This window comes from Streptomyces sp. NPDC004561 (genome assembly GCF_053602155.1).
The window spans coordinates 1-1,901 of record NZ_JBSGDB010000846.1; the positions used below are offsets into that span (position 1 = coordinate 1).

The window sequence follows — 1,901 nt, forward strand, 5'->3', positions numbered from 1 at the left end:
TGTCCCGCGGCGCCGGGCCTCGCGTTCCGCGCCGTGACCGGTGGCTACCGCCGGCTCCGTGCCGAAGCCGCCTGCTCGAGCTCCCGTCGCCGGGCGCCGGCGCTGATGGGCAGCAGCAGGGCGCCTTCAGTCAGTTGGCGACTTGGAGGAGCCGCCCTTGGCCAGGAAGGGCAGACCTTCCTGATCAGGGGGATGAGGCCGAGGATGCCGCCCGAGACCACGAACACCTGGAGCAGCAGCGCGCTGCAGCGGATCAGCCGTGGTTAGTACAGTTATGCACTGTTGGACCTGACGACCGTGCGCATGCGGGCCGCGGATCGGCTGCAGCGTGGTGGCTGCCGGGATCACTGGTGCGATGCGGTCCCTGCCTCGCTGGCCCGTTTGGTGTGGTCAAGGGCTCACCGGATCCGACGCTCTCGCGCCCCTGCGGTGGCTGCGCCCAGCGGGTGCAGACCGGCGTGCCGCCGTTCTACCCCCTGCCTCAGCAGGGGTATCCGCAGGCGACGGCGCCGCAGGGGTACGGACAGCCGTACCAGGACCAGCACGACCACCAACAGCAGCAGGACAGCGGGCGCCGCTTCGGTACCGGTGCGCTCATCGGCGCCGACGCGGCCGGACTCATCGGTGGCGCCCTGCTGAACGAGGCTTTCGACGATGACGAGCCGGACATGGTGGTCAACAACTACTACAAGGACTGATCACCCGGTTCTGCCGTTGCCCGGTGCGGCCTCAGGTATTGGGCGGCAGGGCGTGTCCTCGGTACCCGGACACCGAGCAAGCCGACGCCTACACTGGGGGACACGTGGGCGGCTGTGCAGTGGGCGGACGGGAGGGGACTGTGACGGGGAACGTCGGTGGCTTCGAGGATCCGCCCGCCGAGGTTCTCGCCGAGGCGGCCGACATGTTCGGGCTGCTCGCCTCCTCGGCCCGGCTCCACCTGATGTGGGCACTGTCGCAGGGCGAGAGTGACGTCACGCATCTCGCTGACCGACTGGGTGGCACCCTGCCCGCGGTCAGCCAGCACCTGGCCAAGCTGAAGATCGCCGGACTCGTGCGTTCCCGCCGCGAGGGCCGGCGGCACGTCTACTACGTCGATGACCCCGACATCGTCACGGTCGTGAGGCTGATGGTCGGACAGCTGACCATACGTTCGCGGCACACCCTCCCACCGGTGCGCGAGCTGCGCAGCGCCGGCGGCTGAGGCCATCGCAGCCTCGAGGCAGAACACGCGGGAACATCCTCCGTCGTCCGTTGTCCGAGCCCTGCCAGAGGGGGCCTCCAGCCGTTACGGGTGTCGGACCGACGGCGGGATGCGAGGGAGGGGTGGCTTCAGAGTGCCGGGGACCGAAGCGCCGACGGTGGTTGCCTGACGTGGTCTTCGCTCTGGTGGTACACGTCATCGTGCGTGCGGCCCACATTCTCAAAGCGACGCTCCGCCTCCCGTGGGAACAGGCGTCTCGCAACCGCCCCCGTCGGCTGACTCCGACACGCCCTCGGCGTTGGGGACGTCCGCTGCGCACCAGCCTGCCGTCTACGCCTCCCAGGCCCGTACCCAGGCTCATCGGACCGGCGCCAGCGCCCAGTTGCTGATGGCGATCCTTTCCAACGAGCGTACAAACCTCATGATCTGGCCTTCGAAAGAGCTTGGCAGAAGTACAAGCCGGACGCCGCGTTCAGCATCGCGGCACATGCATCGCGCCACCTTCGACGAGGTCAAGTTGGGCAGGGATTTCGCCGACCAGGGGTGGGAGGAACTGCCTGACGACCGGGACCTCGCAGGTACCTGCATGACCTCGCGGCTCAACTGCCCGCACACTGGCCGGACTCCTACAGCGATAACGAGTTGCCGGCCCGGGCTGCAACGCGGGCGCGGGCAACATGCTGGGCTTCGCACGCGGTGC

General features: G+C 68.8%; 2 protein-coding genes. Both read left to right on the forward strand.

The features are described 5' to 3' along the window. Window positions 1-458: 458 nt before the first annotated feature. The gene (locus ACWEN3_RS45995) at window positions 459-698 is read left to right on the forward strand and encodes a hypothetical protein (protein WP_452984340.1); all 240 of its coding nucleotides are present in this window, start codon (window positions 459-461) and stop codon (window positions 696-698) included. Window positions 699-838: 140 nt separating this feature from the next. Further along, window positions 839-1,201, forward strand: coding sequence for an ArsR/SmtB family transcription factor (locus ACWEN3_RS46000; protein WP_452984342.1), 363 nt, complete (start codon window positions 839-841; stop codon window positions 1,199-1,201). The last annotated feature ends 700 nt before the right edge of the window (window positions 1,202-1,901 follow it).